Here is a 26,295-nt window from a genome sequence, read left to right as displayed (position 1 = left end):
TGCTTCTCACATCTCACCCTGCGCCCGATGAAGGGCGGTTGCCCGGTGATGAACGCCAACCACGCGCCGTCCGGGCCTTGTTCCGCGTCCGACGCGCCTCTAGGTTAAGCCTCGAACTAAGTCGATTTAACTCGCAATTTAATCAGCGGTCGCACCGACTCGCGTCCGCCCGAAGTCCGAGGCTCTCAAGGAGTTGTACATGCGCATACGCCCAGGCACGCGCCGAACGGCAGGATCGGTGGCGGGACTCGCCCTCGCCGTCCTGCTGGCAGCGACCGCCGCCGGCACCACCCCCGCGGCGGCCGCCCCGACCGGGGCCGACGGTGGGGGAAGCCACCGGGTCGAGTACTTCCCGCAGCCCGACGGTGCCGGAAGGACCGTTGACGTCCCGGCCACCGCACCCGCGCGGACCGGTCGGAGCTCCGGGGCGTCCCTGAGCGCCGCCGAGGCCGCCGTGGACGGAACGGTCGGCGAACAGGCCGTGACCGGTTCCACCGACGACCGGCTCGACGTCGTGATCATCGGGGACGGTTACACGGTCGACCAGCAGGACGACTTCCACGCGGACGCCACCGCCAAGTGGGCCGACATCACCGCCATGGAGCCGTACCGGAGCTATCAGAACCTGTTCAACGTCTGGACCGTGGACGCCGTCTCCAACCAGTCCGGCATCAGTGGCGATCCGGGCGCCGACGTCGTCAGGGACACAGCCCTTTCCAGCTACTTCTGGTGCGCGGACACCGAGCGCCTCGTCTGCACCGACATCGACAAGGTGGCGTCGTACGCGGCCGAGGCGCCCGCCGCCGATCTCGTCGTCGTCATCGCCAACTCCACCAAGTACGGCGGGGCCGGCTACTCCGGTCTGCAGGCCCAGGGTTACCCGTTCAACGGCGTGTCGACCCTCTCCTCCGACCACTCGTCGTCGAGCATGATCGCCGCCCACGAGATCGGCCACTCGGTGGGTCTGCTGGAGGACGAGTACACGTACCCCTCGTACGGCACCTGGACGGGCGGCGAGACGGACGGCCCCAACTCCACCACGTACACACCCGCGCAGCTCGTCGAGAAGCGGGCCAAGTGGTACCGCTGGCTGGGACAGAGTGACCCGACGGGCTCCACGGTCGGCACGTACGAGGGGAGCGCCTACTACCCGTACGGTCTCTACCGGCCGACCTCGACCTCGATCATGCGTGAACTGTCCAGCACCGACTTCAACCTGCCCGGACGCGAGGCGATGATCGCCGGCTTCTACCGCGCGGGCAACGCGCTCAGCACCACCCTCGACACGAACACCGCGATCAAGCACGGCAAGCGGATCCCGGTCACCCTGGCCGTGGGTACCACCGGCCTCGCCCGGCCGGAGCTGCGCTGGTACGTCGACGGGGTCGAGAAGGTCCACGCCCGGGGCCGTACGGCCGTTACCCCCCACTCGCTCGGTGTCCGCGCCGACGGTCGCAGGCACAAGGTGACGGCGGAGGCCGTCGACCGTACGGACGCCATCCGGGACCCCGCCGTCCGCGCCCTGGCCACCGACAGGCTCACCTGGAGCGTCCAGGCCACCGGGCATCGCAGGTGACGGGGCCGTTCCAGGCCCTCCTGCCTCAGGCGACGATCGGGATCGCGGCCTCCGGTGTCAGCATCCGGAACGTGAACGACTGATGGAAGTAGAGCCGGATGTGGGTCGCGTCGTGGTCCTGATAGCCGATGGAAAGATCCTGGCCCAGCCGCAGTTCGAAGTCGCCGCCACGGGTGGACAGCAGCACCCCGCCCTTGACGGCGGGCGCCCACAGGATCTGGTCGTCCAGCAGTCGCGCGAGATGCGTGGCCACCGGATAGCCGTGGTCGGACGTCTCGGTCGCCTCGGTGAACGCGTCGGCGCCCAGCAGCAGCCGGTACGGCCCGTCGACACCCGCGAGCCGCAGCTGGGTCAGCGCCTGGCTGACGGTGGTCGGGTAGTCGCGGGCATCCGCCGGCAGCGGTAGCGCCGGGTGCGAGGAGCCGTCGCGGAGACCGGTGATCCCGGCGGCGGCGTACCCGTCGATGATGGTCATGTCCTCGGCGAACGCACAGGTCCGGGCGGCGTCCTTGACGGGCTGCCAGTCGCTGTCGTCGGAGCCGCGCTCGACATCGTCCACGGCCGCCCGGGTCACCGTGAAGGGCACCCGCCACTCGATGACCGGTTTCGAGGTACGGGCCCGCGCGATGACGTCCGGTGTGGGCGGATCGATGTCACTCAGATGCCCGTCACCGACCGCCGCGAGGGCGGGCCCCTCCGGGTCCGTCACATCGACGACGCGGCGGCCCGCCAGATGGCGGCTGAAGGTGCGCCGGGCCTCTTCTTCGATCTGGTCCCAGGCGGCTTCCGTGACGGGGGCGAGTTCGCGGTGGAGGTTGTTCATCACTGGGCGCTTTCTTGCAGGCTGCCGATGTGCAGCGAGCCGTCGCCCGCACCCGTCGGGACCGGGGCCTGGGCGACCAGCGCGGACGCCGGCTGCGGCAGGGACTCGGTCCCGGACGGGACGGGAGACGGCGGCGGGGCGTCGAAGAAGTCGGCGCAGGGGGCGTAGAAGAGCGTGCCGGTGACCGCGGTCGAGAAGTCGAGAATGCGGTCGTACGTACCGGGCGGACTGCCGAGGAACATGTTGCGGAGCATCTGCTCGGTCACGTCCGGGTCGGCGGCGTAACCGATGAAGTACGTGCCGAACTCGCCCTGCTCGAAGCTGCCGAACGGCATGTTGGCGCGCAGGATCTCCCGCTCCGAACCGTCAGGCGCGGTGAGGGTGTTCAGTGCGACATGGGAGTTGGCCGGCTTGACGGCATCGGACATCTCGACGTCGTCGGCCTTGCTGCGGCCGATGACCCGCTCCTGCTCCTCCGTGCTCAGCGCGTTCCAGCCGGCCAGGTCATGGAGATACTTCTGCACGATGACATAGCTGCCGCCGGCGAAGTCAGGGTCGGCTGAGCCCACGAGGGCCGCAGCCCGCGCATCGGCACCCACGGGGTTCTCCGTCCCGTCGACGAAGCCGAGCAGATCCCGGTGGTCGAGATAGCGGAACCCCTGGGTCTCGTCGACGACCTTCACCGCCCCACCGAGTCTGCCGAGCAGTCGGGCGGCCCACTCGTAGCACACGTCCATCCGCTCGCCCCGGATGTGGAGCAGCAGGTCGCCGGGGGTGGTGGGCGCGTGGTGGCGGGCGCCGTGCAGCTCCTGGAACGGATGGAGTCCGGCCGGCCTCGGCCCCGCGAACAGCCGGTCCCAGGCATCCGAGCCGAACCCGGTCACGCAGGCCAGACCGATGCCCGGGAAACGGAAGTCGATGGACCGGGCGAACGCCCCGAGGTCCGGCAGTACGTCGCGTACGGCGGCCTCACCACCGGGCTCGATCGTGACGACCAGGATCAGGGCGGCGGTGGACAGCGGCGTGAGGATGGGCTGGGCGGCGGCCGGTTCCGGGACGGCGGCGGGCATGCGGCGGCTCCGAGGAGTGGGGGCGACAGCGCGGTCGTGGCGTCGGTGCGGTGCCGCCGGCACCCGGGTACGGGGTGGATGCAGCCGGGGCGCGGGTGGCTGGTGTCGGTGGGTGGTTTCCACGGGGTGCAGCCGTCGCGGGAGTGCGGGACGGCGGCGGGACCCGCTGCTACTTACGCATACGCGCGGTCCCGCCGCACCCCGGGTGAACCGGGCGGACGAACGGCTGCCCGAGGGCCGTCAGTCGGTGGCGGTCTCCGACCGGTCGCCGCCCCAGAGGGTGTGGAAGGAACCCGTGCGGTCCGTACGCCGGTAGGTGTGTGCCCCGAAGAAGTCCCGCTGCCCCTGCGTGAGCGCCGCGGGGAGCCGGTCGGCGCGCAGACCGTCGTAGTACGAGAGCGCGGCGGCGAACCCGGGGGTCGGCACTCCCTGGCGCACCGCCTCGGCGACCACGGACCGCCAGTCGTCCTGCGCCGCACCGATCTCCGCGGCGAACTGCTGGTCGGAGAGGAGGCTCACCAGCTCCGGCCGGGCGTCGTACGCCGCCCGGATCCGGTCCAGGAATGCGGCCCGGATGATGCAGCCGGCCCGCCAGATCGCCGCCACCGCACCGAGATCGATCTTCCAGTCGTACGTCTCGCTGCCCGCGCGGATCTGATGGAAACCCTGCGTGTACGAGACGATCTTGGAGGCGTACAGCGCCTGCTCCACCCGGTCGGCGAACTCTGCGGCCTCGGCTCCGGCCAGTGGAGTGGCCGAGGGGCCCGGCAGCTCCCGCGCGGCCTCCCGTAGATCCGCGTGGCCCGACAGCGAACGGGCGAAGACGGCCTCCGCGATGCCGGAGACCGGCACGCCCAGATCGAGTGCGATCTGCACGGTCCAGCGGCCCGTGCCCTTCTGCTCGGCCCGGTCCTGCACGATGTCGACGAACGGCTTACCCGTCTCCGGATCCGTGTGGGAGAGGACTTCGGCCGTGATCTCGATCAGATACGAGTCGAGCCGGCCGGTGTTCCAGCTGCGGAACGTCTCGGCGATCTTCGCGGGGGAGTAGCCGGCCACCCTCCGCAGCAGGTCGTACGCTTCCGCGATCAGCTGCATGTCCGCGTACTCGATGCCGTTGTGGACCATCTTCACGTAGTGCCCGGCACCGTCGGGGCCGATGTGTGTGGTGCACGGGGTGCCGTCCTTCGCCTTCGCGGCGATCTTCTCCAGCAGCGGTCCCAGTGATTCGTACGAGCGGGTGGAACCGCCGGGCATGATGCTCGGCCCGTTCAGTGCGCCCTCCTCGCCGCCCGAGATGCCGACACCGACGAAATGGATGCCGCGCTCGCGCAGAGCCTTCTCGCGGCGGCGGGTGTCCTCGAAATGGGCGTTGCCACCGTCGATGATGACGTCGCCCTCGTCGAGGAGCGGCGCGAACTCCTCGATCACCGCGTCCGTCGGATCGCCGGCCTTCACCATGATGATCAGCCTGCGCGGGCGTTCCAGCGCCGCCACGAACTCCTCGGGCGTGCGTGCGGCGACGAACGTGCCCTCGTCGCCGAACTCCTTGACCAGGGCATCGGTCTTCGCGGTCGTACGGTTGTGCACCGCGACGGTGAAGCCGTTACGTGCGAAGTTCCGGGCGAGATTGCGGCCCATCACCGCAAGTCCAGTGACGCCGATCTGCGCAGTGCCGCTCATCTGTGTGCTCCTGCAATCTGTCGAGGATGCCGGGATGACCAGTATGGATACGGGGCGCGGGGACGGCCTGTTCAAGTCGCCGCGCAACGGTCACGCCGCCGCGGCGAACCGTCCGTACGGTCGAGCGGGGAGGCGGCCGGACCGGGGCGGAACGCGAGCTCCGGCGAAGGGCCGGCGGGGCGTCCGGGATCGGGCTCCTGAGGCGCCCGGTCGGGGCGGCCGACGGTTGCGTCGTCGGACGTGGGCCGAGGCGTGTGCGGCCGCCTCGGTGCCACGCTCGCGTGCCGCGTGCCGCGTGCCGCGTGCCGCGTGCCGCGTGCCGCGTGCCGCGTGCCGCGTGCCGCGTGTCAGAGGGCGGAGGCTGCCTTCATCTGCTCCGACCGGGTGGGCAGCTGGGTGGCGCGGGCGATGTTGCGGGCCATCCCTCCGAAGACGACGGCGTGGAAGGGGGCGACACTCCACCAATAGGCATGGCCCAGAAGCCCTCGGGGATGGAACAGCGCGCGCTGCCGGTAGTGCGCGCCACCGGTCCCGTTCCGCTCGGCGTACAGCTCCAGCCAGGCCAGGCCGGGCAGCCGCATCTCCGCGCGCAGCCGAAGCAGACGGCCCGGCACGATCTCCTCGACCCGCCAGAAGTCCAGCGAGTCGCCCACCCTGAGCCGGGTGGCGTCCCGGCGGCCTCGGTTCAGTCCGACACCGCCGATCGCACGGTCGAGCCAGCCGCGGACGGCCCATGCCAGGGGGAAGGAGTACCAGCCGTTGTCACCCCCGATGCTCTCGATGACCCGCCACAGGGCCTCCGGGGCGGCGTCGATGTCGAGTTCCCGCTCGTCGGTGTAGAGACTGCCGCCTGCCCACCCGGGGTCCGTGGGCAAGGGGTCGCTCGGTGCACCGTGGACCGAGGCCGACGACCATCGGGTCGTCACGTTCGCCTCGCGCACGCGCTGCAGCGCGAGCGCGAGCGCTCTCCGGAAGGTGAACGGCTGCCCCGGCCCGTCAGGGACGTACCGCGTGATGTCGTGCTCGCGGCACACGACCTCGTACTTCAGCGATTCGGCGAGCGGGCGTGCAATGCCGGCGGGGACGGGTGTGACCAGCCCGATCCAGTGGCTCGACAGCCGGGGCGTCAGCATCGGGACGGGCAGGATCAGCCGGTGCGGCAGGCGGGCGACGGCCGCGTAGTCCTGCATCATCTCCCGGTACGTGACGACGTCCGGGCCGCCGATGTCGAAGGTGCGACTCACCTCGGCAGGCATGGTTGCACTGCCCACGAGGTACCGCAGTACGTCACGGACGGCGATGGGCTGGATCCTGGTCGACACCCAGCTCGGCGTGACCATGACCGGTAGACGTTCGGTGAGGTATCGCAGCATCTCGAAGGAGGCCGAACCGGAGCCGATGATCACGGCCGCGCGCAGCGCCGTGGTCGGCACGCCCGACTCCAGCAGGATCCTGCCGACCTCGGCACGCGAGCGCAGATGCGGCGACAGCTCGTGCTCGGGGACACCGGCGGGTGTGAGTCCGCCCAGGTAGACGATGCGCGACACACCTGCGGCGCGTGCCTGCTCGCCGAATGTCCTGGCCGCCTTCCGGTCCGTGGCCTCGAAATCCGATCCGCTGCCGAGCGCGTGCACCAGGTAGTAGGCGACGTCCACACCCCGCATGGCCGGCCCCAGCGACTCCGGGTCCATGACATCACCGCGGACGACCTCGGCCCGGCCGGCCCAGGGGTGGTCCCGCAGTTTCTGGGGCGTACGTGCGAGACAGCGCACGCTGTACCCGGCATCGAGCAGTTCGGGGACCAGCCGTCCCCCGATGTAGCCCGTCGCACCGGTCACCAGGCAGCGCAGTGCCGGTGCGCCGTCTTCGTGGTTCATGGCGCCTCCACATGTTTCGATGTCCGACTCTTCCACCGTGCCCGCGTGCCGTACATTCCGCTGCCCGACGACTTCTGGATCACCGAGTGGCAGGAAACCGCCGAGGCCGGTGCCGCCATCCGTTCGCGGGGGCGGCGAGGCGCCCGCAGCGGCCGTCGGGAACGCCGAGGGCTCCCTCGCCGGACGTCCGTCGGCGCGTGCGGTGGTCGGCCCGGTGCCGGAGGCGCCGGCAGGGAAGATCCGCAGCACAGTACGCCTGGTGGGGACGGCTAAAACCTGAAGCGCATTGCCCATAGAGTGGTCGTGAAGCACTGACAACTGGTCTCGACCTCACAAGGGTTGCGGACGGGGCGTGCGGCAGCCGTCCGAGGCGTGCCGCGACGAAGCGGGGGCGGCGTGACAGAAGCAGAGGTCGGAGCGCGCAATTCGAGTGACGCGGAGGGCGATCCCCCTGCCGAGCAGCGCTCCCGGAAGAATGAACGACAGTCCTTCTGGGTGGAGCTGCCCCTGCTCATCGGCGTTGCGCTGGTGCTGGCGCTGCTCATCAAGACGTTCCTGGCCCAGGCCTTCTCGATCCCCTCGGACTCCATGCAGAACACGCTGCAGCGCGGGGACCGTGTGCTGGTCGACAAGCTCACGCCCTGGTTCGGTGCGCAGCCGGAGCGTGGGGAGGTCGTGGTCTTCCACGACCCGGGCAACTGGCTGCCGTCCGACCCGACTTCGCAGGCCAACCCGGTGCAGGAAGTGCTGTCCTTCATCGGCCTGATGCCGTCGGCCGACGAGAAGGACCTGATCAAGCGCGTGATCGGGGTGGGCGGAGACACCGTCGAGTGCGAGGGCACCGGCCCGGTCAAGGTGAACGGCCGGGCCCTCGACGAGCCCTATGTGTTCCCCGGTAACACCCCCTGCAGCTCGGATGCCGAATTCAGGATCATTGTTCCGCAGGGACACATCTGGGTGATGGGCGACCACCGTCAGGCATCGGCGGACTCGCGCTACCACCGGGATCAGCCGGGTGGCGGTGCGGTCCCCGTCGACGACGTGGTCGGACGTGCTTTCACCGTCGTCTGGCCGGTCGACCGATGGGACTGGCTGTCCGTCCCCGACACCTTCGAACAGTAGAGGCCGGTGACCGTCGCGGTCCGTGTACGACCCGATTCGACCAGGGGTCCTAGGTAGTAGCCTAGGGCCCCTAGCTCCCGTGGAGGTGGCGGATGGTTCGCGCTGGTCTGACGACCGATCGTGTCGTGGAGGCGGCGGCCGATCTGGCGGACTCCATCGGTCTCGACAAGGTCACCGTGTCCGCGCTGGCGCGCGGCTTCGGAGTGAAGGACGCCAGCCTGTACTCCCATGTCAGGAGCGTGCAGGACCTGCGCACCAGGGTCGCGCTGCTGGCCGCGGGGGAGTTCGCCGACCGACTCGGCAGGGCCGTCGCCGGACGGGCCGGGAAGGACGCACTCGTCGCGTTCGCCGACGCCTACCGCGCCTTTGCGCTGGAACGGCCGGGCCGGTACGCGGCGACCCAGATCCGGCTCGATCCCGCCGTCGTCGCCGAGTCCACCGCGTACCACCGCACCATCGAGATCATCTACGCGATGCTGCGCGCCTACGACCTGACCGAACCCGATTTCACGGACGCCGTACGGCTGCTGCGCAGCACCTTCCACGGTTACAGCGCTCTGGAGGCAAACGGCGGTTTCGGTGCCCCTCGCGACGTGCAGGCGTCCTGGCAGCAGTGTGTCGAGGCGCTGCACGTCGTGCTGGAGCGTTGGCCGTCCGCACAGCGGAGCGGGGAAGGGCGGAACGACGGATGAGCGGATCGCGACCCGCACCGGCCGTCCGGAAGTGCCCGGGGCGATCCTCCACCGCAAGGTGAGCGACGCCGGGCCCGTACTGCGTGGGATCGGCTGAGCGGGGCGGCCGCGCCCGTTCCGAGCGCGGTGGACGGGTTCGATACCGTGAAGGGAAGGGAAACATGGCCGAGCGCGCCAGACGGACCGTGCGCGACCTGCGGCGGGGCAACCGGGCGAGGGTCCTGCAACGGCTCTATTTCGACGGGCCGTTGAGCCGACAGGAGCTCGTTCCCGCCACCGGGCTGAGCTCAGGATCGATCAGCAACGTCGTCGCGGAGCTTGCCGCTGAGGGACTCCTCGAGGAGGCCGGCATCGTCGGCTCCGACGGTGGCCGCCCGCGCACGCTGCTGCGCGTGGCGCCCGGCGGGGGACTTCTCATCGGCGTCGACATCGGCGAGACCCGGGTCCGTGTCGAGCTCTTCGACCTGTCGCTGACCGAACTCGCCCGCACGGAACGGCCGCTGGCCCAGGACGGCTACGACGTCGAGCGCATCGTCGCCCTTGTCGGCAGCGGCGTGACGGACGTGCTGCGGGAAGCGGGACCGGATGCGGATGCGCGACGGCTGCTCGGCATCGGTGTCGGGGTGCCGGGCATCGTCGAACGGGGCAGCCGGGAGAGGACCGTTGGTGAGGCTCCTCGCGCACCGGGCGAAGTCGGCGCCGTCGTGCACGGTCAGACGATCGGCTGGCGCGATGTCCCCTTCGAACGGCTGCTGCGCGACGCGGTCGACGTTCCGCTCGACGTTCCGCTGTTCATCGACAACGGCGCGAGGACGCTGGGGCAGGCCGAGATGTGGTTCGGCGGCGGACGAGGCGCGGAGGCCGCCGTGATCGCCCTGTTCGGATCGGGTGTCAGTGCCTGCGTCCACCGCGGCGGCGTCCTCGACGAGCACCGCAGCAGCATGGCGCTGGAATGGGGCCACACGACGGTGCAGCTTCGCGGCCGTCGCTGCCGCTGCGGGTCCATCGGCTGCCTGGAGGCGTACGCGGGTGCGCAGGCCATGCGCGAACGCTGGCACGAGGCGGGCGGCCCGCCGGCCCGCTACGCCGACGACGAAACCGCGCTGGCGGCGCTCCTGGCCGCCGCGTACCCCGATGCCGACGGCCCGGATCCCGACCCGGTCGCGCTCTCCATCCTCGACGAGACCGCCGAATGCCTGGGCGCGGCCCTGGCCGACCTCGTCAACCTGTTCCTGCCCGAACGCATCCTGCTGGGCGGCTGGGCGGGGTTGCTGATCGGACCGCATCTGATTCAGGACATCCGCCGGTACGCGCAGGAGTACGCGCTCCGGCGCCCGGCGGCCCGCACCACGATCGAGATGGGCCGGCTGGGCCCGGACGCGGTCACCCTCGGCGCGGCCACGCTCCCGCTGGCCGAATTCCTGGCACGGGGCGGCCACCGCAGTACGGGGGACGCGCCACCGAGCGTGCCCGCGGCCCGGCTCCTCACGGCAGCCGACGCCGTGCGCGGCCGCCGTCGTACCCCGGCACCATGAGGTCCGCCGACACTCCCCGTCCCGCCCATGACCGGCAGGTCTCGGCCACTGCCTTGTCATCACCCGTTGTCTGCCCATAAGTTGACCGCTTGCGACGTGTCCTACAGCCAGTGGGGGAGCCAAGTCATGGCCGCGAACGGACGACACCGCAGATACCAGCCGAGCCGCATCAACCGCGCCTCGCTCACGGTCACGGTGGGCGGCGCGGGCATCGCGCTCCCCCTCGTCACCGCCGCCTCGGCGGGTGCCGCATCGACCGATGTCTGGGACAAGGTCGCCGCCTGCGAGTCGACCAGCAACTGGCACATCAACTCGGGCAACGGCTACTTCGGCGGGCTGCAGTTCACCCGGTCGACCTGGGCGGCATACGGCGGCACGGTCTATGCCCCACGCGCCGATCTGGCCACCAGGGAACAGCAGATAACCGTCGCGGAGAAGGTGCTGGAGGCACAGGGGCCGGGTGCCTGGCCGACCTGCTCCGTGGGGGCGGGGCTGCAGCGGGGCGGCGGCGCCCCCGAGATCATCCCGCAGTCGGAACGGGCCGGTGGTCGCGTCGAGGCCTCGTCGGCAACCACCTCCGCGCCCAAGAAGACCGACCCGAAGAAGACGTCCGCGCCGGCCACTCCGACCACGGTGCCCGGCACGCGCGACTCGTACACCGTCGCGCGCGGCGACTCCCTCTCCGGGATCGCGGCGACCGAGCATGTGCAGGGGGGCTGGCAGCGCCTTTACACGGCGAACCGTAAGGTCGTCGGCGACGACCCCGATCTGATCTTCCCGGGGCAGCGGCTCACCCTGGATGTGTCCCACACCCCGCAGGCCGGCCCGAAGAGCGGAACCAGGCCCGCCGCGAAGCCGAGCCGGTCGTCCGAGCCGAAGCAGAAGACCCGTCCGCACCAGCCCGCGAAGCCGAGTCACCGGACGACGAGTCCGCACCAGGTCGGGAAGGCACAACCGAAGAAGACCGAGCGGGCCGAGAAGGACTCCGGGCTCGTCGCGCCGGTGGCGGCGACGCGTGTCGGCACCGCGTACCATCAGGCCGGTTCCTGGGCGAGCGGCTACCACACGGGCGTCGACTTCCCCGTCCCCACCGGCACCTCGGTCAAGGCGGTGGCCTCCGGCACGGTCGTTTCGGCCGGCTGGGCGGGGGCGTACGGCTACGAGATCGTCATCCGGCACAGCGACGGCAGGTACAGCCAGTACGCGCACCTGTCCGCACTGCTGGTGCGCGAGGGCCAGCACGTCAGCGGCGGCCGGCGCATCGCCCGATCAGGCTCCACGGGCAATGTCACCGGACCGCACCTGCATTTCGAGATCCGTACGGGGCCCGGCTACGGCTCCGACGTCGATCCGTTGTCCTACCTCCGGGCGGGCGGCGTCAACGTCTGAACGGTCCGATGCAGCTCCATGGGACCGCCGGCCGCACGGTCCTCCGCTGAAAACGCACCTTGTCGTTCCGAACCGGTGCGCGGCTGCCGTGCGGAGCCGAAGTCGACCTGGCCCACCCGCCGTCGCTCCAACGGCACCGTGACGGCCAGCGGGAGCGGCGCCGGAAGCGTTTCTTCGGCAGCGGCGGGCGGGGCTGCCCCGACGGTCGCGGCCGTGGCCCTTCCGGGCTCCGGCGGAATGATCACCGTGAGCTCGGCCTCCGCAGCGCTCCCGGCGCCCACCGCGGCAACCGCCGGCGGGGCGTCCGGACCGGCCGGGAGCACCTGGTGTCCTTCGCGCTGCTCCGCGCCCAGCCGTTCCGTCATCAGCATGATCAGGCCGCCCGCGGCGACCGCACCGCAGGCAAGTGCCAGGAACGCGCCCGCCGTGCCGTGCCGGAACTGCTCACCGAACAACGTGATGCCGACCGCCGAGGCGATCACCGGGTTCACCACGGTGACCGTCGCCAAGGGTGCGGTCAGGCCGGCGCCCCGGTACGCGGACTGCGACAGCAGCAGCCCGGCCGACGCCAGAGCCGCTATGACCACAAGCGTGGGCAGCCCCGCGCCGACCGAACCGGACGCCCACTGCATCGCCACCGTCTTCGTGAAGACGGACGCGATACCGAAGGCGACACCGGCGCCGGCGGCCAGGACCACACTCCGTACCACCGGTGGGCGCATGCCCTTCGCGATCAGCACGAGCAGCGCCACACCACCGAACGTCACGGTCGCGAGCATCAGCTGCTGCGGGCCGCCCAGGGTGTGCGACTCCTTGTTGCCGGTCAGGGCGAGCAGACCCGCCAGACCGACGGTCGCCATGATCGCGCCACGCCAGGCGGTCGCCCTGGCCCGGCGGCGCGCGAAGAGCGCCGCCATCGGCAGGGCGAAGACGATCGTCAGCGCGCCGAGCGGTTGCACCAGGCTGAGCGGGCCGTAAGCCAGTGCCATCACGTGCAGCACCGCACCGACACCGTTTAATGCCACCGCCACCCACCAGACGCTGTTGCGCAGAGGGGCGAACGAACGGCCGTCTCCGGCCGTGGCGACGCGCTCCTGGACGATCGCCCCGGCCGCGTAGGCGACCGCGGAGATCAGTGAGAGCAGCACGGACAGCGCAAGGAAGCTCATGTACACCACGATGGCCCTTCAAAGCCGTCGAGTCGTCGTCCCTGAGACGGCGTTCCGACGTACTGCTTTGGTAGTAGGGGAGTGGTTTTTGTGTCCTCCTCCCGACGGTAGTCCTCCCGCTGCCGAGACTCAGGACGATCATCTTCACGGCTACGGTGAACGCTGAGACGCGGCGCCGAGGGGTGGCCGGATCGTCACTACGAGTGACCGGGGGAGTCCGTGGAGGAGCAGCAGCGCATGGAACAGGCGCGGGCGGAGTCGGTGGGCGGATTCTTCACCCTGCGCGGAAATCCGGTGCCCGGCGGCGCGCACCGTCCGCTCGCCCTCCTGTACGCGGGGGAGACGTCACCGCTCACGGCCCGCATCGACACCGTTGCCGCCCGGCTCCGTACCCCCGAGCGCAGGGTCGCCGCGTCCGTCGCGCACCTGGGTCTGGCCGCCCGCCTCTGGTCGACCGCCCTGGGGCCGGCCGTCCTATCCGGTCGTTTCCCGGATCTCTCCCCGACGGCACTCCATTGGGATCCGCAGCATCCCGCGCCGGACGACCTGTGGCTGGACTCCGCGGACACCCTGCCGGGCACCGCTGACCGCATCCGCGAATGCGTCCAGTACGGCCACCTCGTACCGCTCGGGGAGGCGATCCGAGGGGACGGACACATCGCACCCCGGCTGCTGTGGGGCAATGCGGGCTCGGCCCTGGCCGGAGCGCTGCGCGAGCTGATCGCCTGGGCCCGCGCCCACCGTCGCCCCGACGCGGCGCACCGGGCCCGCGCCCTGGCTGCCGAACTCTTCGACCACCCGGACCTGCGGACCACCGGGACCCCGCACACCCCGGCGTTCCGCAGGAACAGCTGTTGCCTCTACTACCGGTGCCCGGGCGCCGGCCTCTGCGGGGACTGCGTCTTCGACCGCCGCCCGGGCCCTTCCGCTCCGTAGCGGGCTGTTCAAGCTTCAAGGTCATCCCGTGGCGGGCTTCCGGCGTGAGGATGGGGGCCGGACGGGGGCGGTCCGCCCGGGAACGGGTAGCGACCAGGATCAACGGCTGTTCGGTGATCCGTTCCCGATCACGCTCCAGGAGAGGACCGTTCGCGTGGGCGCTCCGTCATGTGCGAGCGCCCCGGTCAGCTCGGCAGGCGCAGTCCTGCGACGAGCAGCGCGACCAGTCGGCGCACGTCGTAGCGGGGGTCGCTCTCGGCGCCGATGCAGAGGTTTCCGATGCCGCGCATGAGTTGATAGGCGTCGAGGTCGGAGTGGATCTCGCCGGAGGCGGCGGCAGCTTCGAGGAGCTGGGTGCACACCGGCAGGAGGCGCTCGAGGAAGTAGGCGTGCAGCGTCTCGAACCCGGTGCCGTCCCCCTGCATAGCGGCGGCCAGGCCGTGTTTGGTGACCAGGAAGTCGACGAAGAGGTCGACCCACCGTTCCAGGGCGGCGTGAGGTGTCGAGCTCGTCCCCAGCAGGGCCGGGCCGGCCTCGGCGCAGGCGTCGACCTGGTGGCGGTAGACGGCGATGACGAGATCCGCCCGGGTGGGGAAGTGGCGGTAGATCGTGCCCATCCCGACGCCGGCCTCGGCTGCGATGTCACGTACCGGCGCTTCCACACCCGAGGCGACGAAGACCGCGGCGGCCGCCTCCAGCAGGGTCTGCTGGTTGCGTCGGGCGTCCTTGCGCTTGGACCTGGCTGAGCTTCCCGGGCCCTGGCCGCTGTCGTCCACCGCGGCACTCCTTCCGTAGTCTTGCAAAGCGGAACAGCGCTCCGTATTGTTAGCGGAGCGACGTTCCGTTTCCCTCATGATGGCAGACCCGGGAGCGGTCCACCAGGCCGCTCGCGATCGCGCTCCCCCGGACGGGAAGAGCGCGCGAGGGTCGGCACCCGAGTTGACGTGGCTCCGCGTGAGAAACGCTCCTCGGTCCCACTCCGCCCGTCCTGCGGCACGACCGACCGCCGGCCCCACCGAACCCAAGAGTGCGAAGGCACCGAACCGAACGGAAGGCACATCCATGCCCGACTCCAAGACCGCCAACGCGCCGAAGACGGCGGGTGCGCCCACCACGGTGCTGTCCGCGAAGCCGGTCGTCCTGTCCGCCCCTGGCCGCGGTGAGGACCTCCAGATCCGTGTGTCCGCCCCGGCGACCGGCGGAGATCTGCCCGTCGTCGTCTTCTCGCACGGCTTCGGCTGGTCGATGAACGGCTACGCCCCGCTGGCCGACTTCTGGGCCGCTCACGGCTTTGTGGTCCTGCAGCCCACCCACCTCGACTCCAGGACGCTCGGTCTCGCTGCCGAGGACCCCCGTACGCCGCGGATCTGGCGTTTCCGCATCGAGGACCTCACGCGTGCACTGGACGGACTCGACACCCTGGAAGCATCCGTGCCGGGCCTCGCCGGGCGCCTCGACCACGACCGCATCGCCGTGGCCGGCCACTCGTGGGGAGCCCAGACGGCGAGCACGCTGCTGGGTGCGCGCGTCCTGGACTCCGATGGTGTTCCCGGGGAGGACATGTCCGATGCCCGGATCAAGGCCGGTGTGCTGCTCGCCCTGACCGGCCTGGGCGACGACCTGACCCCGTTCGCCGCCGAGAACTTCCCTTTCATGAGGCCGTCCTTCGACAGGATGACCACGTCGGCTCTCATCGTCGCCGGGGACAACGACCAGTCCCCCCTGTCCACTCGCGGACCGGACTGGTTCACCGACCCCTTCACCTGCAGCCCGGGAGACAAGAGCCTGCTCACGCTGTTCGAGGCCGAGCACTCGCTCGGAGGGATCGCCGGGTACGAGGTCGCCGAGACGACGGACGAGAGCCCCGCACGCGTCGCCCTGATCCAGCAGCTCACCACGGTCTTCCTGCGCAGCGCCCTCTATCCCGAGGACACCGGCTGGCGGGCGGCGGCCGCCGCACTGGAAGAAGAACCCAACCCGTTGGGGAAGCTGCAGAGCAGGTGAGCAACCTGATTCCGAGCCTCACGGGCGCCGGCGGGCCTGGTCCCCCCTGGCGCCCGGCAGCGACCAACCATGAGGCGACGCCGAGCGGTTCGGGTGCGGCGTCGCCCGGCTCGGCCATCCGCGCCCGCTCGATTCCCGACAGATGTCGCCGGCGTGCATTCGCCGGAATCGTCGGCCCTGCCGACGATCAGGATTGCTACCGGAAGGACACACGTTGATCCTCGTCACCGGAGGTTTCGGCTTCATCGGATCCCACACCGTGCGAGCACTGCTCGACCTGGGCGAGGACTGTGTGGTGGTCCAGCGCCGTGCCCGTGAACTCCCGGCCGTACTCGCCGGAGCGCGGGTGGAGGTGGAACAGGCGGACGTGGCCGACCGCGATGCCCTGCTCGCGATCGGCCACCGCCACGACATCACGGGCATCGTGCACCTGGCGGGCTCCTATCCCTGGCCTCCTGTCCCCGACGCACCGGTCGAGGCGACACGGCGGGCGCTTGACGGGCTGTTGAACATCGCGCAGGCGGCGCAGGAGTGGGGCGTGCGGCGTCTGGGCGTCGCCAGCACGATCGGGGTCTACTTCGGCGCCAGGAACGACGGACCGCTACGCGAGGACGTTCCGCTGTCGATGACCGCACGTGTCTCGATACCCACCTTCAAGAAGGTCGGCGAACTGCTGGGCGGATTCCTCGCCGACACCACGGGTGTCGACATCGTCAACTATCGCGTCTCCGGTACCTGGGGCCCGCTCGGTCACCCCGATCCGTTCTTCGCCGCGCCCGCCCTCGTCCACGCCGCCGCCCGCGGCATCGCCCCGGACCTCTCCCACCTCGTGGGGCCGGCCTTCGCCGAGGACGGGCTCGACCTCAACTATGTGAAGGACACCGGACGGGCGATCGCCCTCCTCCAGCTCGCGGGCAAGCTGAACCACCGCACGTACAACGTCGGATCCGGCCGAGCCACGACCAACGCCCAGGTCATCGAGACGATCAGGAAGGTGGTGCCCGACGCCCAGGTCGACCTTCCCACCGGGGGTGATGCCCCGCACCTGGTCCTCGACATCAGCCGTCTCCAGGAGGACACCGGCTACCGGGCCGAGTACGACACGGAGCGAGCCGTCGGCGACTACATCGGGTGGCTGCGCGCAGGCAACAAGACCTGAGCCAAGGCCTCTTCCCGACCACGGGCCCGATCAGGCCTGATCTTCCCCTGAGGCGAGGTCACTTCCGCCCGCCGGCGTCGTCCGCGACGCCGGCGAGCGGGACCGGACCGCGTGCGGCGTCCGCGTCAGCCCGGGACGGCGAGGCGCCGGCGGCCGGGAAAGCGCAGGCCAAGAAGCGGAGCGGCCGTCCTGCCGGCCGGTCCGTCGCTGGTGTGCCGAGGCTTCTCTCCGGCCCTCTCCTTCGGGCTGTCATGCACCTGGACAGTGGAACAGGAGTCGTGCTGTCATGCCAACTGTCATTCCTTCCAACGTTGTACATCCTGTTGCAACGAGCCGCCACCCTTCCTCACCAAGGAGGATCCGTGCGCATCAGAAAGAAAGTCGTCCTGCTTCTCGCCGCCGCTCTCGCTGCTGCCGGTATGACCGCCGGGCCTGCCGCGTCCGCGGCCTCGGACCCCGGCAGTCCCGCCGACGTGCATGGCCTGAAGGGCGAGTACTACACCCAGTCCGCCCCAGGGGCTTTCGACTTCGGGCAGTTGAAGGCCACCGGATTCGATCCGGACATCGACTTCCCCAGCCTCGAATCGCGGCTGAGCTCGGCCACCGGGCAGGCCGACGACGCCAGCATCCGGTGGACCGGGAAGATCGTGCCGGAGAAGTCCGGTTCCCATGTCTTCTCGATGATCGGGGACAACGGGTTCCGTCTCTGGATCGACGGGAAGCCCGTCATCGACCACTGGGTCGACGACTGGGAGAAGGAACAGACCTCGCAGCCGGTCGAGTTGACCGCGGGCAAGGCCTACGACCTCAAGGTCGAGTACTTCGAACACTTCGGCGGGTCCAACCTGCACCTCAAGTGGACCGAGCCCGGTGGCACCAAGGAGCCCGTGCCGCAGTCCGCCTTCCGGCTGCCGGACGACTTCGCCTACGACGGCGCCATCGGTGCCACCGTCCTCGCCGACGGCCGCACTCTCAAGCTCGACTTCGCGCAGAAGCTCGCGGCCCTGCCCGACGGACTCGCCAACCATCTCGACGCCGTCATCGGCGGCGCGACGTGGCCGCTCGGGGCCATCAAGGCCGATCCCGCCGACCCGCGCAGCCTCACCGTCGCGCTCAAGGAACCGGTCGTCGGCAACAAGGCCGGCGACGCCAACGGACTCGCCGACATCCGCTACGACGGCCAGGGCGGGCTGACCGGACAGGACGGCAAGGCCGTCGGAGCCTTCTGGTCCAGCGGGCCCAACCACTCCACGTACGAGCTCCGTACGAAGTGGGCCGACGAGGTCGGCCCGCACAACGCGCTGCCCGAGTACCCGCGTCCGCAGCTCACCCGCGACAACTGGCAGAACCTCAACGGTTCCTGGGAGTTCGCCGCGGCGAAGGCGGGGGAGCAGCCCCCGGTCGGCCGGAAGCTCGGCGAGAAGATCCTCGTCCCGTATCCGGTGGAGTCGCAGCTCTCCGGCCTCGAACGGCACGAGGACCGGATGTGGTACCGCCGTACCTTCACCGTTCCTCAGGGGTGGAAGGTCGGTCAGGGCAAGCGGCTGCAGCTGAACTTCGGTGCCGTCGACTGGCAGTCCGAGGTGTATGTCAACGGGCACAAGGTCGCCGAACACAAGGGCGGCTACGACAAGTTCAGCGCCGACATCACCGATGCCCTGAAGCCGGGGCGGACCCAGGAGCTGATCGTCGGCGTCTACGACCCGACCGACGCCGCCGACGGCGAGAACCCGCCGATGGGCAAGCAGCGCCTCGACCCGAGCGGTATCTGGTACACCCCGTCGTCCGGCATCTGGCAGACCGTGTGGATGGAGCCGGTCGCCACCGACCACGTCGACTCACTGAAGCTCACCCCCGACGTCCAGGGCGAGAAGGTCGCCGTCGAGGTGCAGGGGGTACGTGGCGGGGTGCCGGTCACGGCGACCGCGTACGACGGGAAGCGCAAGGTCGGCACGGTGACCGGCCGCACCGGTTCGACGCTGGACCTGCGAGTTCCGCACCCGCACCTGTGGTCCGCGAACGACCCGCATCTCTACCGGTTGGAGGTCTCCGTCGGCTCCGACCGCGTCGGCAGTTACTTCGGGATGCGGTCGATCGCCGTGGAGAAGGTGAACGGCACCCCGCGCACCGTGCTCAACGGCAAGCCGGTCTTCATGATGGCTACTCTCGACCAGGGCTTCTGGCCCGACGGGCTGCACACCGCCCCTACCGACGAGGCACTCGCGTCCGACCTGAAGATGCACAAGGCCATGGGGTTCAACTCCGTGCGCAAGCACATCAAGGTGGAGCCCGACCGCTGGTTCTACTGGGCGGACAAGCTGGGCCTGCTGGTCTGGCAGGACATGCCCGCGATGAACACCGTCAACCCGTCCGCCGCCGCCCGCACGGAGTACGAGCACGAGATGAAGGAGATGATCGACGAGCACTACAACCACCCGTCGGTCGTCATGTGGGTCACGTTCAACGAGGGCTGGGGCCAGTACGACGAGGCCCGCATCGCCGACCAGGCGAAGTCCTGGGACCCGACCCGGCTCGTCAACAGCATGTCGGGCATCAACCTCGGCGTCGACGGAGGCACCGGGGACATCATCGACGAGCACGGCTATCCGAGCCCGGCCCTGCCGGCGCCGGACGGGCGACGCGCCCTGGTCAGCGGCGAGTACGGCGGACTCGGCCTGGCGGTGCCGGGCCACGCCTGGGCCGTGCAGCAGTCGTACATCGCGGTCGACCAGTCGACCTACACCGATGACTACATCGCCAAGCTCGACGAGGTGCGGGCGCTCGCCTGCAAGGGAAGCAACGGAGCTGTCTACACGCAGATCTCCGACGTGGAGGGCGAGTTGAACGGCCTGCTCACCTATGACCGACGGATCGTCAAACCCGACGTGAAGCGGATCAAGGCGGCGCAGGACGCGCTCGTCCGCGACGCGTCCGACCCGGTCGTGGCGGGATGCCCCACCGCCTGACCCGTGGCAGTGCTCCGGTCCGCCCCTGCCCGGGGCGGACCGGAGCGTTCGCGTCCGAACCCTTGACGCGGATAACCGGGAAACCAAGAATGATCGCGCTCTGACAACGTTGTCCAAGGAGGAGTACCCCCATGCACCGGATCCCACGGATGCACCGGACCCCACGGCCGAGACTCCGCGGCCCGGCGGCGGCACTCGCCGTCGTCGCGCTCCTCGGCGGTGTCCTCACCACCGGGGCCACGGCCCAGGCCGCGCCCCGCGCCGAAGGGCAACTGACCGATCTGGTCAACCCGTTCATCGGCACCCAGAACGAGGGCAACACCTACCCGGGCGCGTCCGTGCCGTTCGGCATGGTGCAGCTCTCCCCGGACACCGGCCACAACACCGGCTACGACTACGCCGAGAACCACATACGCGGCTTCTCCGCCGTACATCTCTCCGGTGTCGGCTGCGGACTCGGCGGCGACCTGCCGACGCTGCCCACCACCGGTGACATCACACAGACCGACTACGCCAAGTACGCGGCGGAGTTCAGCCACGACGACGAGAAGGCGAGCCCCGGCTACTACAAGGTCGGGCTGCGGACCGGGATCGACGCCGAACTCACCGCGACCAGGCGCACCGGCGTCCAGCGCTACACCTTCCCCGCCACCGACAAGGCCAACGTCCTGCTCAACGCGGGCCAGTCGCTGCACCGGACGCTGTCCTCGAAGGTGGAGATCCTCGACAACCGGACCGTCCGGACCGCGATCACCGGCAGCGGCTTCTGCCAGGACACCAAGCCGTACACCGTGTACACGATCACCCACTTCGACCGGCCCTTCACCACCTCCGGCACCTGGAACGGTGACACCGTCGCCGAGGGATCGAAGGTGTCCTCGGCGGCCGGCGAGCGCAACGGCGCCTGGCTGCGCTTCGACACCCGCAACGACCGCACCGTCGAGGCCACCACGGCCCTGAGTTACGTCGACGCCAAGGGCGCCGCACTCAACCTCCGCGCCGAGGGCGGCCGCAGCTTCGACCGCGTCGAGCGCGCCGCACAGCGGTCCTGGGAGGACCGGCTCGACGACGTGAAGGCCCAGGGCGGCAGCGACGAGCTGCGCCGCACCTTCTACTCGTCGCTCTACCGTTCCTTCCTCGCCCCCAACGTCGGCAGCGACGTCGACGGCCGCTACACCGGCTGGGACCAGAAGACCCACCGCGCTGTTGCTGCCGACGGGGTTTTCACCTACTACCAGAACTGGTCCCTCTGGGACACCTACCGCACCCAGGCCCAGCTCCTCTCGCTGCTCGCCCCGCGCGAGTCCCGTGACATGGCGATCTCGGTCCTGCGGATCGACGCCGAGAGCGGCTGGCTGCCCAAGTGGGGCTACGGCACCGTCGAGACGAACATCATGACCGGCGACCCCGTCACGCCGTTCCTCACCAACGCCTACCAGCAGGGGCTGCTGAAGGGACATGAGGAAGAGGCGTACCGCGCCCTGAAGAAGAACGCCGACGGCGTCCCGCCCACCGACGCCGCGCCCGTCGGCCGCGAAGCCAACGTGCAGTATCTGAAGGACGGGTTCGCCCCGTACATCAAGGACCGTCCGCACGCCAAGCCCGGTGACTCCGACTTCGACCACGGTGCCTCCGCCACCCTGGAGTACGCCCTCTCCGACGCGATGCTGGGCGAGATGGCCCGCGACCTCGGCCACGACGCCGACGCGAAGCGGTACGAGGACCGCGCCCAGAACTACCGGAAGATCTTCGACCCCTCGACCGGCTTCTTCCGCGCCCGCGACGCCTCAGGAGCCTTCACCGGCCCCGCCGACCCGGCGCAGAGTGAGGGCTTCCACGAGGGCACGTCCTGGCAGTACCAGTGGCTCGTGCCGCAGGACCTGCCCGGCATGGTCGGCCTGATCGGCGGGAAGGATGCCGCCAACCAGCGGCTCGACTCCTTCTTCGCGTACGACAAACTGCTCGCCGATCCGGCGAAGACCGCCCGTGAGGTCTGGGTCAACGGCCCGTACGCGTACTACAACGCCGACAAGTACAACCCGCAGAACGAGCCCGACCTCATCGCCCCGTACACCTATCTCTCCACCGGGCAGCCGTGGAAGACCACCGACGTGGTCCATGCGGCTCTGACCCTCTTCACCGACGCCCCGACGGGCATGACGGGCAACGACGACCTCGGCACGATGTCCGCCTGGATGGTGCTCTCCTCCATCGGCGTCTTCCCGGTCCAGCCCGGCACCGACACCTGGGGTCTGTCCACGCCCGCGTTCGAGCGTGTCGATCTCACGCTCGACCGCCGCTACTACCCGCACGGGTCGTTCACGGTGAGCGCGCCCGGGACGTCGGACACCGACCGCTACATCCAGTCGGCGAGCATCGACGGCGCGGCGCAGTCGCGCACGTATCTCACCACCGAGGACATCCGCTCGGCGCGGTCGCTCGCCTTCACCGTGGGCGGCGCGCCCTCGGCGTGGGGCACCTCGCCCGCGGACGCTCCGCCCGCCCTGGGCTGACCGGCGTGGTCGTGGGGTGGGCGGCGTCCCGCCCGCCCCACAGCTCAGCTGCTGAGCTCGAACTCCGCCCGGATCCGCTTGCCCACCGGCACCCGCTCTGCGGTCAGCCGGTCGCACAGGGCGGTGACGATCTCCATGCCGTGACCGCCGGGGCGGGTCGGGTCGGGGGAGTAGAACAGCGGAAGCGCCGTGCTGCTGTCGTACACCGTGACGCTGACCCGCTCGGCGGAGCCCTCCAGCTCCAGCAGATACGGGCCCTGGCTGTACCGGTCGGCATTGGTGACCAGTTCGCTGACCGCCAGCATCAGATCGCCCCGGATGCGCTCACCGAACGCCGTCCCTGACTGGGCCGCGAGCCGCGCCAGAAAGCTGTCGGCGAGGGCCCGGGCCTGCGCGATGCAGCCGGGCTCGCCGTCGAACGCCGCGGCGCTGCGGAGCACCTCCGTGGGCCGATGCCCGTACGGGCGGCCGGTCGGCCGCAGGGTGACCTGATCGTTCATGTGCTCCAGCCAGGGCGACGCAGGGATGGTCGGTGACCATTTCTCACCGTCCGCCTACCCGCGGCGAACGGACTCACTCCAGGCAAAAGTGGACGACGCGGTTCAGCTGACGACGCACATGCCGGTACGCAACCGCTTCACGATACGGGAGAGCAGCCGGGACACATGCATCTGGGAGACCCCCAGCTCCGCTCCGATCTGCGACTGCGTCATCTCGGCGCCGAAGCGCATCTGCACGATCTGCCGTTCGCGGTCGTCGAGCCCGGCGAGGAGCGGCGCCAGCGCATGCAGATTCTCGACGCTCTCCATGGCCGGATCGGGTGCGCCCAGCACATCGGCGAACGTACGCCGGTCCTTGCCGTCGTCGCTGTCGACCGCGTGGGAGTCCAGGGACCCCGCCGCGTAACCGTTGGCGGCGACCAGCCCCTCGATGATCTCGTCCTCGGACAGTTCCAGATCCGCGGCGAGCTCCGTGACGGTGGGATCCCGGTCCAGCTCCAGTGCGAGCCGCTCCTTGGCCTTCGCGAGATCGACCCGCAGCTCCTGCAGCCGCCGCGGCACATGGACGGCCCACGTCGTGTCACGGAAGAACCGTTTGATCTCGCCGACGATGTACGGCACGGCGAAGGTGGCGAACTCGACCTCGCGGGACAGGTCGAACCGGTCGATCGCCTTGATCAGACCGATCGTGCCGACCTGGACGATGTCCTCGGCGTCGTCTCCGGCCCGGTTGCGGAAGCGGGACGCGGCGAAGTGCACCAGTGAGATGTTCATCTCGATCAGGGTGTTGCGGGCGTACGCGTAGGCGTGCGTCCCCTCCTCCAGATCCTGGAGGCGGTCGAAGAACAGCTTCGAGAGTGCGCGGGCATCACTCGGCGCGACGCTGCCGGCGTCCTCGACCAGTGGCAGCCCACTGGACTGCTCGATCCGTCGTGCCGGTACGCCCACCACTTCGGTCGTCCGTGCGGACCTGGCTGCCATGACGTCGTCCTCCCCTACGGCGGAATGCTGTCGACGCGCTCCTGCCCACCCGTGGCGAAGTCATGCCCCCCTTTTTCGTGCCGCTTCACGCGAACGGAGCAGCGGCCGTCGCATGGCAAACTTGATCGGGGCGCTCTGCCCGCGATCAGTGACCCCATGACCAGTGACAGAGGAACGGCAATGACGGTGACAGAGGACAGCCAGGAGCTCGCTCCCGGTATCGAGGAGTTCGGTCCCGGTATCGACCCGGAGCGGCTGGCCGTCTGCCTGAGCGTGCTCGACGAACTCGACTCCATCGAGGTCGACCACCCGGACGCCATCGCCGTGCGCCGCGCCACCGCCGGTATCTACCGGACGGTGAAGCAGCGCCGCCGCCAGGAGCGCCGGGCCGCCAAGACCGCGCACGACAAGGCCGTCACCGAAGCGACGGCCACCGGGTCGGCCGAACGCATCGACGACGAGACCCAGGGCGTCCTGCCGTCCTCCTCGGCCGGTGCCGAGATCGCCGGGATACTTCAGCGGCCCCGGTCCTGCTACATCTGCAAGACCCGTTACGTCGAGGTCGACGCGTTCTACCACCAGCTCTGCCCGCAGTGTGCCAAGGAGAACCGGTCCCGCCGCGACGCGCGCACCGACCTCACCGGGCGCCGGGCGCTCCTCACCGGAGGCCGCGCCAAGATCGGCATGTACATCGCGCTGCGGCTGCTGCGCGACGGCGCGCACACCACGATCACCACCCGCTTCCCCAACGACGCGATCCGCCGCTTCAAGGCGATGCCGGACAGCGCCGAGTGGATCCACCGGCTGAAGATCGTCGGCATCGATCTGCGCGACCCCGCCCAGGTCGTCGCGCTCGCCGACTCGGTCGCCGCCGAAGGGCCGCTGGACATCCTGATCAACAACGCCGCGCAGACGGTGCGTCGCTCCCCGCAGGCGTACAGCGAACTGGTGAGTGCGGAGTCCGCCCCGCTGCCCGCGGGCGAGCTCCCCGCCGCCGAGGTCATCGGTACCTTCGGCAGCGGCTCGGTCGACCGCGTCGCGGCCCTGCCCGCCGCCCGCAAGGAGGGCCTGACCGCGCAGGACGTCACCGAGCTCGCCCTGGTCACCGGCTCCGCGTCGCTGGAGAGGATCGCCGCCGGCACCGCGATCGACGCGGGCGGTCTCGTACCCGACCTGCATCACACCAACAGTTGGATCCAGACGGTCGAAGAGGTCGAACCGATCGAGCTGCTCGAGGTCCAGCTCTGCAACTCCACCGCGCCGTTCATCCTGATCAGCCGGCTCCGCCCGGCGATGGCCGCGACGGCCGCCAAGCGGGCCTATGTGGTCAACGTCTCGGCGATGGAGGGCGTGTTCAGCCGGGGTTACAAGGGCGCGGGCCACCCGCACACCAACATGGCCAAGGCCGCGCTGAACATGCTCACCCGCACCAGCGCCCAGGAGATGTTCGAGAAGGACGGCATCCTGATGACCGCCGTCGACACCGGCTGGATCACCGACGAGCGTCCGCACCCCGACAAGATCCGCCTGGCCGAAGAGGGCTTCCACGCACCGCTGGACCTGGTCGACGGCGCCGCCCGGGTCTACGACCCGATCGTCCGAGGTGAAGAGGGCGAAGATCTGTTCGGTTGCTTCCTCAAGGACTACGCGCCCGCAGGCTGGTAGATCACCCGGATGTCCGAAAGTGACCCACCGCACGCATTCCATCGAGCGCGGACGCGCTCATTTGGTTAGTCTGATGTGCACGGACGCCACCAAGGGATCCACGAAACTTCCTCGGCCGTCCTGGGACAGGTCTGTAAGCAGGCCGCCGTCCCCGATCCACACCCGGCGCCACCGCGACCGAACTGTTCCTGCCCCTGCCCCTCATGGGCAGTCGATTTCCGGTTAGAGGCCGGAGGCTCGGCGCCGCCCGGGGTGACGTGACACTAAGGAGTGCGCGGTGACACCAGAACTGACGAAGCACGAGAAGCGACCGGCGGAACGAAGCGGAGAGCGGGCCAAGCGGCCCGAAAAGCTCCGGAACATCGAAGTCTGGGCCAGGTCCGCACCGATCCGGCTGGCCGGCTACGAGGACGACCTCGCCGAGCCGCACATCCTGCCGGGCATCGACTGATCCTCCGGCCCGACCCGCGCGGCCCGATCACTCGCCCCGGTCCGTCAGCTCGGAAGCCCCGGCCCTCCGCCACCACGGAGAGCCGGGGCTTCGGCATGTGGTCGGCGGCTCGGCAGCACCGATCGGATCGGTCGGCCTGACTCAGGTACATCCAGTCATCCGATGGTTGTGGGGAAGAAGTTTC

20 protein-coding genes are annotated in these 26,295 nt (G+C 70.0%); 12 read left to right on the top strand and 8 right to left on the bottom strand.

Going from position 1 to position 26,295, the window contains the following annotated elements; all coding sequences use genetic code 11:
* Positions 1-199: 199 nt before the first annotated feature.
* Entirely contained in the window at positions 200-1,576 is a 1,377-nt protein-coding gene (locus tag OG963_RS08630; RefSeq protein ID WP_371798722.1) for a M64 family metallopeptidase, read from the top strand.
* A 25-nt stretch (positions 1,577-1,601) separates the two neighbouring features.
* Here the strand turns inward: OG963_RS08630 and OG963_RS08625 are convergent, their stop codons facing one another.
* The 4 genes from OG963_RS08625 to OG963_RS08610 all read right to left on the bottom strand — a co-directional run bounded on the left by OG963_RS08625 (position 1,602) and on the right by OG963_RS08610 (position 7,029).
* Complete coding sequence (locus OG963_RS08625) at positions 1,602-2,399, bottom strand: family 1 encapsulin nanocompartment shell protein (protein ID WP_093770060.1); 798 nt, start codon at positions 2,397-2,399, stop codon at positions 1,602-1,604.
* Positions 2,399-3,469: a Dyp-type peroxidase gene (locus tag OG963_RS08620; protein WP_371798721.1), complete on the bottom strand. Its 1,071-nt coding sequence runs from the start codon at positions 3,467-3,469 to the stop codon at positions 2,399-2,401. Before OG963_RS08620 ends, OG963_RS08625 begins: the two co-directional genes overlap by 1 nt.
* A 240-nt stretch (positions 3,470-3,709) precedes the next feature.
* Positions 3,710-5,152 (bottom strand): NADP-dependent phosphogluconate dehydrogenase, encoded by a 1,443-nt coding sequence (gndA, locus tag OG963_RS08615; RefSeq protein ID WP_030923659.1) that lies wholly within the window; start codon positions 5,150-5,152, stop codon positions 3,710-3,712.
* A 347-nt stretch (positions 5,153-5,499) separates the two neighbouring features.
* Positions 5,500-7,029 (bottom strand): SDR family oxidoreductase, encoded by a 1,530-nt coding sequence (locus OG963_RS08610; protein WP_319328560.1) that lies wholly within the window; start codon positions 7,027-7,029, stop codon positions 5,500-5,502.
* Positions 7,030-7,368: 339 nt separating this feature from the next.
* Here OG963_RS08610 and lepB point away from each other — a divergent pair, with 339 nt between their 5' ends.
* The 4 genes from lepB (at position 7,369) to OG963_RS08590 (ending at position 11,767) form a co-directional block, all read left to right on the top strand.
* Complete coding sequence (gene lepB / locus OG963_RS08605; protein ID WP_371798720.1) at positions 7,369-8,151, top strand: signal peptidase I; 783 nt, start codon at positions 7,369-7,371, stop codon at positions 8,149-8,151.
* A gap of 92 nt (positions 8,152-8,243) precedes the next feature.
* On the top strand, positions 8,244-8,843 hold the full coding sequence (locus OG963_RS08600; RefSeq protein WP_093770063.1) for a TetR/AcrR family transcriptional regulator: 600 nt from the start codon (positions 8,244-8,246) through the stop codon (positions 8,841-8,843).
* A 161-nt stretch (positions 8,844-9,004) separates the two neighbouring features.
* A complete protein-coding gene (locus tag OG963_RS08595; protein ID WP_371798719.1) occupies positions 9,005-10,378 on the top strand; it encodes an ROK family protein in 1,374 nt (457 codons plus the stop codon).
* A gap of 126 nt (positions 10,379-10,504) precedes the next feature.
* On the top strand, positions 10,505-11,767 hold the full coding sequence (locus OG963_RS08590) for a transglycosylase family protein (RefSeq protein WP_371798718.1): 1,263 nt from the start codon (positions 10,505-10,507) through the stop codon (positions 11,765-11,767).
* On the opposite strand, the gene OG963_RS08585 is transcribed toward OG963_RS08590, so the two are convergent.
* Complete coding sequence (locus tag OG963_RS08585) at positions 11,737-12,945, bottom strand: DMT family transporter (RefSeq protein WP_107441082.1); 1,209 nt, start codon at positions 12,943-12,945, stop codon at positions 11,737-11,739. The genes OG963_RS08590 and OG963_RS08585 overlap by 31 nt on opposite strands.
* 228 nt (positions 12,946-13,173) lie before the next feature.
* On the opposite strand from OG963_RS08585, the gene OG963_RS08580 reads away from it, so the two are divergent.
* Entirely contained in the window at positions 13,174-13,872 is a 699-nt protein-coding gene (locus OG963_RS08580; RefSeq protein WP_319737876.1) for a (2Fe-2S)-binding protein, read from the top strand.
* A 185-nt stretch (positions 13,873-14,057) separates the two neighbouring features.
* Here the strand turns inward: OG963_RS08580 and OG963_RS08575 are convergent, their stop codons facing one another.
* Entirely contained in the window at positions 14,058-14,648 is a 591-nt protein-coding gene (locus OG963_RS08575; RefSeq protein WP_093770067.1) for a TetR/AcrR family transcriptional regulator, read from the bottom strand.
* A gap of 286 nt (positions 14,649-14,934) precedes the next feature.
* Here OG963_RS08575 and OG963_RS08570 point away from each other — a divergent pair, with 286 nt between their 5' ends.
* From OG963_RS08570 to OG963_RS08555, 4 genes are all read left to right on the top strand, one after another.
* On the top strand, positions 14,935-15,876 hold the full coding sequence (locus OG963_RS08570) for an alpha/beta fold hydrolase (RefSeq protein WP_093929224.1): 942 nt from the start codon (positions 14,935-14,937) through the stop codon (positions 15,874-15,876).
* 214 nt (positions 15,877-16,090) lie between these two features.
* Positions 16,091-17,035 (top strand): NAD(P)-dependent oxidoreductase, encoded by a 945-nt coding sequence (locus OG963_RS08565; protein WP_093929223.1) that lies wholly within the window; start codon positions 16,091-16,093, stop codon positions 17,033-17,035.
* Positions 17,036-17,454: 419 nt separating this feature from the next.
* A complete protein-coding gene (locus tag OG963_RS08560; protein WP_256223381.1) occupies positions 17,455-20,001 on the top strand; it encodes a PA14 domain-containing protein in 2,547 nt (848 codons plus the stop codon).
* Between the two features lie 149 nt (positions 20,002-20,150).
* Complete coding sequence (locus OG963_RS08555; protein WP_093772041.1) at positions 20,151-22,514, top strand: GH92 family glycosyl hydrolase; 2,364 nt, start codon at positions 20,151-20,153, stop codon at positions 22,512-22,514.
* A 44-nt stretch (positions 22,515-22,558) separates the two neighbouring features.
* On the opposite strand, the gene OG963_RS08550 is transcribed toward OG963_RS08555, so the two are convergent.
* Positions 22,559-23,014 (bottom strand): ATP-binding protein, encoded by a 456-nt coding sequence (locus OG963_RS08550; protein ID WP_093770071.1) that lies wholly within the window; start codon positions 23,012-23,014, stop codon positions 22,559-22,561.
* A 102-nt stretch (positions 23,015-23,116) separates the two neighbouring features.
* Entirely contained in the window at positions 23,117-23,995 is an 879-nt protein-coding gene (locus OG963_RS08545) for an RNA polymerase sigma factor SigF (protein ID WP_093770072.1), read from the bottom strand.
* Between the two features lie 180 nt (positions 23,996-24,175).
* Here OG963_RS08545 and OG963_RS08540 point away from each other — a divergent pair, with 180 nt between their 5' ends.
* Both OG963_RS08540 and OG963_RS08535 read left to right on the top strand, forming a co-directional pair.
* Positions 24,176-25,660, top strand: coding sequence for an SDR family NAD(P)-dependent oxidoreductase (locus tag OG963_RS08540; protein WP_093770073.1), 1,485 nt, complete (start codon positions 24,176-24,178; stop codon positions 25,658-25,660).
* A 277-nt stretch (positions 25,661-25,937) separates the two neighbouring features.
* Entirely contained in the window at positions 25,938-26,111 is a 174-nt protein-coding gene (locus OG963_RS08535; protein WP_176901994.1) for a hypothetical protein, read from the top strand.
* Positions 26,112-26,295: the final 184 nt, after the last annotated feature.

It is taken from the genome of Streptomyces sp. NBC_01707 (assembly GCF_041438805.1).
GTDB lineage: Bacteria > Actinomycetota > Actinomycetes > Streptomycetales > Streptomycetaceae > Streptomyces.
Note: the sequence above shows the minus strand (reverse complement) of the source record. Positions and strands in the feature narration are given on the sequence as shown.

Excerpts from the sequence above, each read along its gene's own strand:
- OG963_RS08630 (WP_371798722.1), top strand. The coding sequence starts at position 200 with ATGCGCATACGCCCAGGCACGCGCCGAACGGCAGGATCGGTGGCGGGA.
- OG963_RS08625 (WP_093770060.1), bottom strand. The coding sequence starts at position 2,399 with ATGAACAACCTCCACCGCGAACTCGCCCCCGTCACGGAAGCCGCCTGG.
- OG963_RS08620 (WP_371798721.1), bottom strand. The coding sequence starts at position 3,469 with ATGCCCGCCGCCGTCCCGGAACCGGCCGCCGCCCAGCCCATCCTCACG.
- gndA (WP_030923659.1), bottom strand. The coding sequence starts at position 5,152 with ATGAGCGGCACTGCGCAGATCGGCGTCACTGGACTTGCGGTGATGGGC.
- OG963_RS08610 (WP_319328560.1), bottom strand. The coding sequence starts at position 7,029 with ATGAACCACGAAGACGGCGCACCGGCACTGCGCTGCCTGGTGACCGGT.
- OG963_RS08600 (WP_093770063.1), top strand. The coding sequence starts at position 8,244 with ATGGTTCGCGCTGGTCTGACGACCGATCGTGTCGTGGAGGCGGCGGCC.
- OG963_RS08595 (WP_371798719.1), top strand. The coding sequence starts at position 9,005 with ATGGCCGAGCGCGCCAGACGGACCGTGCGCGACCTGCGGCGGGGCAAC.
- OG963_RS08590 (WP_371798718.1), top strand. The coding sequence starts at position 10,505 with ATGGCCGCGAACGGACGACACCGCAGATACCAGCCGAGCCGCATCAAC.
- OG963_RS08580 (WP_319737876.1), top strand. The coding sequence starts at position 13,174 with ATGGAACAGGCGCGGGCGGAGTCGGTGGGCGGATTCTTCACCCTGCGC.
- OG963_RS08570 (WP_093929224.1), top strand. The coding sequence starts at position 14,935 with ATGCCCGACTCCAAGACCGCCAACGCGCCGAAGACGGCGGGTGCGCCC.
- OG963_RS08560 (WP_256223381.1), top strand. The coding sequence starts at position 17,455 with ATGACCGCCGGGCCTGCCGCGTCCGCGGCCTCGGACCCCGGCAGTCCC.
- OG963_RS08555 (WP_093772041.1), top strand. The coding sequence starts at position 20,151 with ATGCACCGGACCCCACGGCCGAGACTCCGCGGCCCGGCGGCGGCACTC.
- OG963_RS08550 (WP_093770071.1), bottom strand. The coding sequence starts at position 23,014 with ATGAACGATCAGGTCACCCTGCGGCCGACCGGCCGCCCGTACGGGCAT.
- OG963_RS08545 (WP_093770072.1), bottom strand. The coding sequence starts at position 23,995 with ATGGCAGCCAGGTCCGCACGGACGACCGAAGTGGTGGGCGTACCGGCA.
- OG963_RS08540 (WP_093770073.1), top strand. The coding sequence starts at position 24,176 with ATGACGGTGACAGAGGACAGCCAGGAGCTCGCTCCCGGTATCGAGGAG.